Consider the following 6,328-nt stretch of genomic DNA (forward strand, 5'->3'; position numbering starts at 1 on the left):
TACGCCGCACCCGTCTTCAGCACCGCCAGAATCGCCACCACCAGACCGGCCGACCGCGGCAACGCCACCGCCACCAACCGCTCCGGACCCGCACCCCGCGCCACCAGCACATGCGCCAGACGATTCGCCCGCGCATCCAACTCCGCGTAAGACAACGACACATCCGGACCCACCACCGCCACGGCATCCGGAACCCCGGACACCCGAGCCCGGAACAACTCCAACAAGCCCTCACCGGACACCCCGGCCACCGGACCCGCACCCAGCGCCGCCAACTCACCCCGCTCGTCGTCACCGAGCAGATCGAGCCCGCTGAGCCGGCGTCGCGGGTCGGCGACCGCGAGGCGGAGCAGCCGCTCCCACCGTGCGGTCATCGTCGTCACGGCTGCCGGGTCGTACAGGTCGGTGGTGTACTCGACGGCTCCGTCGATCCCGTCCGGGGAGCCGTCCTCGGCGTACCGTTCGGACAGGGTGAAGATCAGGTCGAGCTTGGCCGTGGTCGACGCCGACGGCATGTCGTCCACGCGCAGCCCGGGCGGCGCGAAGTCGGCCCGGGGCGCGTTCTGCAGCACCAGCATGACCTGGAACAGCGGGTGGTGCGCGAGCGATCGGGACGGGTTGAGGACTTCGACCAGGTACTCGAACGGCAGGTCCTGGTGGGCGTACCCGGCCAGCGCCGTGTCCCGGACCCGGTCCAGCAGGTCGGCGAACGTCGGATCGCCCGAGGTGTCGGTCCGGAACACCAGGGTGTTGACGAAGTAGCCGACGAGTTCGTCCTGCGCCTGGTCGGTCCGGCCGGCGACCGGGCTTCCGACGGCGATGTCGTCGCCCGCGCCGAGCTTGCTCAGCAGCGCGGCGAGACCGGCCTGGAGGACCATGAACAGACTGGTCCCGTGCGCGCGGGCGAGTTCGCTCAGACCTCGGTGCAGCTCGGCGTCCAGCCCCGCGCTCACGGAGGAGCCCCGATGGGTGGCGATCGCCGGGCGGGGCCGGTCGGTGGGCAACTGGACGCACTCCGGCAGCCCTGCCAGCTGCCGGGTCCAGTAGTCCGCGTGTCCGGCGAACAGACTGTCCCGGTCCGCGGAGTCCCCGAGCAGCTCGTGCTGCCACAGGGTGTAGTCGGCGTACTGCACCGGCAGCGGCGCCCACCGCGGCTCCTCGCCGCGGTGGCGCGCCGCGTAGGCGGCGGTCAGTCCCCCGGTGAGCGGGCCCAGCGACCAGCCGTCGCCCGCGATGTGGTGGAGCACCACCTGGAAGACGTGCTCGTCCGGCGCGAGCTCGAACAGCTGGACCCGCAGCGGCACGTCGACCGCCAGGTCGAAGGGACGGTCCTTCGCCGTCGCCATCAGAGCGGGCAGTCGGGCCTCGGTGGTCCGGTCCACGAGCAGCCGCGGGCGGGCCGCCGTCACGTCCAGCACGTGCTGCCGCGGCGTGCCGTCGACGGCGGGGAAGACGGTGCGCAGGCTTTCGTGCCGGGCCACCACGTCCGCCACGGCGGCTTCCAAGGCCCGCCGGTCCAGATCCCCGGTCAGCCGCCACGCCAGGGAGATGTGGTAGTTGGCGCCCGCGCCCTCCAACTGGTGCAGGAACCACAGCCGCCGCTGCGCGAAGGACAGCGGTACCGCCTCGGGGCGCTCGCGCTTCACCAGGGCGGCCTGCGCCGGCCCGGCGGCCACCAGGGCGGCGGCCAGTCCCGCCGGGGTCGGCGCCTCGAACAGGGTGCGCAGCGGCATTTCCACGCCGAGCGTCGCGCGGACGCGGGCGGCCAGGCGGGTGGCGAGCAGGGAGTGCCCGCCCAGGTCGAAGAATCCGTCCTCCACACCGGCCGACGCCACCCCCAGGACCTCCGCGAAGAGCTCGCAGAGGATCTGCTCCTGCGGGGTGCGCGGGGCGCGGCCGGTGGCCGTCGGGGCGGTGTCGGGCGCGGGCAGGGCCCGGTGGTCCAGCTTGCCGTTGACGGTCAGCGGCAACGCGTCCAGCAGGACGAACGCCGACGGCACCATGTACTCCGGCAGCCGCTCGCGCAGGTACCCGCGCAGCTCGGCGGCTTCGGGGGCGGCGCCCTGGGCGGGCACCAGGTAGGCGGCCAGCCGAGTGTCGTCGGCCCGGTCCTGCCGTGCGAGGACGGCGACCTGGGCGATGCCCGGGTACGCGGCCAGCGCCGCCTCGATCTCGCCGAGTTCGATCCGGAACCCGCGCACCTTCACCTGCTGGTCGGCCCGGCCGACGTAGCGCAGGCTTCCGTCCGCCGCGCGGCGCACCACGTCGCCGCTGCGGTACATGCGCGATCCCGGCACTCCGAACGGGTCCGCCACGAACCGCCCCGAGGTCAGGCCGGGCCGGTTGAGGTAGCCGCGCGCCAGGCCCGCGCCCGCGACGTACAGCTCGCCGGGCACGCCAGGGGCCACCGGCCGCAGGCCGTCGTCGAGCACGTACGCCCGCAGGTCCGGCAGGGCCGTGCCGATCCGGCCGGCGGATGCGGGGGACCGGTCGAGCGCCGCGTGGGTGACGTGCACCGTGGTCTCGGTGATGCCGTACATGTTGACCAGTCGCGGCGCGTCGTCCGCGTGGCGCTGGTACCAGCCCGACAGCCGGCCGTGCTCCAGTGCCTCGCCGCCGAACACCACCGTGCGCAGGGCGAGGCGGCTGCCGGTCTCCGGTGCCTGGGCGTCCGCCTGGGCCAGCTGGTAGAAGGCGGACGGGGTCTGGTTGAGCACCGTCACGCCCTCACGGGCGAGCAGGTCCAGGAACCGGCCGGGCGACCGGCTGGTCTCGTGGTCCACGACCACCAGACGGCCGCCGTGCAGCAACGGGCCCCACAGCTCCCACACCGAGAAGTCGAAGGCGTAGGAGTGGAAGAGGCTCCAGACGTCGTCGGCACTGAAGCCGAACAGCTCCCGGGTGGTGTCGAACAGGCGCACCACGTTGCGGTGCGGGACCACCACGCCCTTGGGGTTGCCGGTGGAGCCGGAGGTGTGGATGACGTAGGCGGCGTGGGCCGGGTCGAGGACGATCCCCGGGTCCGTGTCCGGAAATCCTTCCAGGTCGGCGGTGTCCAGCAGGAGCCGGTCCACGCCTTCGGCATCCAGCCGCTCTCCGGTCCGGCTCGTCGTCACGAGGAGCGCGGGCCGGGTGTCCTGGAGCAGGTAGGCGATGCGGGCGGCAGGGTACTCCGGGTCCACCGGGACGTACGCGGCGCCGGCCTTGAGCACGGCGAGCACCGCCACGACCAGCTCCGCCGAGCGCGGCAGGGCCAGCGCCACCAGCTGCTCCGGCCCCACCCCCCGGCGGATCAGGGCGTGCGCCAACCGGTTGGCGCGGGCGTTCAACTCGCCGTACGTCAGGGTGGTTCCGCCGCCGCTGAGGGCGGTCCCCGCGGGGTTCGCGCGTACCTGCCGCTCGAACAGCGCGGGCAGACCGCTCTCCGGCAGCGCCCCGTCCTGGTCGGTGGGGGCCGGCAGCAGGGCCCGGAGCTCGTCGGCGGACAGTACGTCCACCTGGGCGATCCGTCGGCCGGGGGCGGCGACGACGGCACGCAGCAGCCGCTGCCAGCGCTCGACGATCCCGGCGACGGTGTCCGCGTCGAACAGATCGGTGCTGTACTCCACGACGCCCGACAGACCCTCACCGTCCGCCTGTTCGGCCAGGACGAAGTTCAGGTCGCACTTGGCCGTCCCGGTGGGGACCAGATCGGTCGCCACCCGCAGGCCCGGCAGGTCGAAGGTGCCGAACGGCGCGTTCTGGAGGGTGAGCATGGTCTGGAACAGCGGGTGGTGGGCGAGCGTCCGGGTCGGGTTCAGCGCCTCCACCAGGTGCTCGAACGGCATCTCCTGGTGTGCGTACGCTTCCAGCGCCCCGGAGCGCACCCGCCCCAGCAGTTCGGTGAACGACGGGTTCCCGGACAGGTCGGTGCGCAGCACCAGGGTGTTGACGAAGAAGCCGACCAGGTCGTCGAGGCCCTCGTCGGTGCGCCCGGCGATCGGTGTGCCGATGGGGACGTCGGTGCCGGCCCCGAGCTTGCCCAGCAGTGCGGCCAGGGACGCCTGGAGCACCATGAAGAGGCTGGCGCCGCCGTCGCGGGCGAGTACGGAGAGTCCCTGGTGCAGTTCGGGGTCGATCCGCACCGGCAGGTGGGCGCCCCGGTAGGTCATCGCCGGGGGCCGCGGCCGGTCGAACGGCAGCTCGACCTGCTCGGGAAGGTCCGCCAGTCGCGCACGCCAGTAGGCGAGTTGGCTGCTCAGCAGAGAGTCCGGGTCCGCGCCGTCGCCCAGCAGCTCCTGCTGCCAGCCGGTGTAGTCGGCGTACTGGACCGGCAGCGGCGACCACTGAGGCGGCGCTCCCTCGCTGCGGGCCGCGTAGGCGGTCGTCAGGTCCCGCGAGAGCGGGCCGGTCGACCAGCCGTCACCGGCGATGTGGTGCATCACCAGCAGCAGCACGTGCTCGTCCGTGCCGAGCCGGAACAGTTCGGCACGCAGCGGCGGCTCGTCGGAGAGTTCGAAGCCGCCCCGGGCCGCCCGTGCCAGCCTGTCGGGCAGCTCGCTCTCGCCGGTCTCCGTCACCCGCAGGGACGGTCGTGCGACATCGGCGTCGAGCACCCGCTGCCACGGCACGCCGTCGGCCACCGGGAAGACGGTACGCAGGCTCTCGTGCCGCTCCACGACGTCCGCGAGGGCGGCTTCCAGGGCACGCGGGTCCAGGCTTCCGGACAACCGCAGCGTCAGCGGGATGTTGTACGTGGCGCTGGGGCCCTCCATCCGGTGCAGGAACCACAGGCGGCGCTGCGCGGAGGAGAGCGGGAGGCGGCTCCCGTGGTGTTCGCGGCGTACCAGGGCCGGGCGCGCGCGGCCCGCGGCCTCCACCGCGGCCGCCAGTTCCGTCACCGTCGGTGCGTCGAACAAATCGTGCAGCCTCAGCTCCACGCCCAGCACCGAACGGGCCCGGGCCACCAGCCGGGTGGCGAGCAGGGAGTGCCCGCCGAGGTCGAAGAAGCTGTCGTCCAGTCCTGCCTCGGTGACCCCCAGTACCTCGGCAAACAGCCCCTGGAGCAGGTGCTCGACCGCGGTGCGCGGAGCCCGCCCCGGTGCGGCGGGCCGCTGCTCGGGGGCCGGGAGGGCACGCCGGTCGAGCTTGCCGTTCGGGGTGAGCGGCAGCGCGTCCAGCACCATGAGGGCGGACGGCACCATGTACGCGGGCAGCCGCTCGCGCAGCCAGGTCCGCAGTGCGTCGGCCGTGACGGCCTGCCCCTCGGCGGGGACGACGTGGGCGACCAGCCGGGGACCGTCGTCGGTGCGCACGGTGACGACGGCGCGGGCGATCCCCGGGTGACCGGTGAGGACCGCCTCGATCTCACCGGGTTCGATCCGGTGTCCCCGGACCTTGACCTGGTCGTCGGTGCGGCCGAGAAATTCGAGGTTCCCCTCGGGGTCCCACCGCACCAGATCGCCCGTACGGTACATCCGCGTGCCGCCCGGTCCGAACGGGTCCGCCACGAACCGCCCCGAGGTCGGACCCGGCCGGTTCAGGTAACCGCGCGCCAGCCCCTCACCCGCGATGTACAGCTCACCCGTCACACCGCCCGGCACCGGCCGCAGCGCGGTGTCGAGCACGTACAGCCGGGAGTTGGTGACGGGCCGGCCGATGACCGGGTGCGGGCTCGAACCCATGGGTGCGGCGACCGAGTTGACGGTGCACTCGGAGGGTCCGTAGAGGTTGACGGCCGAGGTCCCCTCGGCCGCCCGCAGTTGTTCCCAGAGCTGCTCGGGTACGGCCTCGCCGCCGGCCGCGACCAGGGCGGGACGGTGCCGGGGATCGCTCAGCAGTCCGGCCGGGACGAGCTCGTGGAGGTAGGAAGGGGTAGCCTCGACGTAGTCCAGCCGGTGGCGCACCACGTAGTCGACGAACGCTTCCGGGTCGGTCCAGGTCGCGTGGTCCGGGACGTACAGTTCATGGCCGGCGAAGGGGGCCATCAGCTGGTTCCAGGAGGCGTCGAAGGAGACCGAGGTGGTCAGCGCCACCCGCAGCCGCCGCTGGTCCTTCAGCAGCGGGGCGAACAGCGCCCGCAGGTGGTCGCCGAGCAGATCGAGGAGGCCGCCGTGGGTCGCCACGACACCCTTGGGCCTGCCGGTGGAACCCGAGGTGTAGATCACGTACGCCGGATGCGCCGGATCCACCACCACCATCGGATCGGACACCGGAGACTCCGCCACCAGGAGAGCCGTCCCCGGCTCGTCCACCACCAGCCGGCCGACCGGACCCGCCGGCAACCGGTCACCCGTGCTCATGTCCGTCACCAACAGGACCGGACGGGCGTCCTCCAGCAGATACGCGA

At 73.1% G+C, this 6,328-nt stretch carries 1 protein-coding gene; it reads right to left on the reverse strand.

Annotation, left to right across the window (positions count from 1 at the left end):
- On the reverse strand, positions 1–6,328 hold a 6,328-nt coding region (locus ACWD3D_RS31990; protein WP_451464238.1), incomplete at both ends, for an amino acid adenylation domain-containing protein.

The organism is Streptomyces sp. NPDC002690, assembly GCF_053592415.1.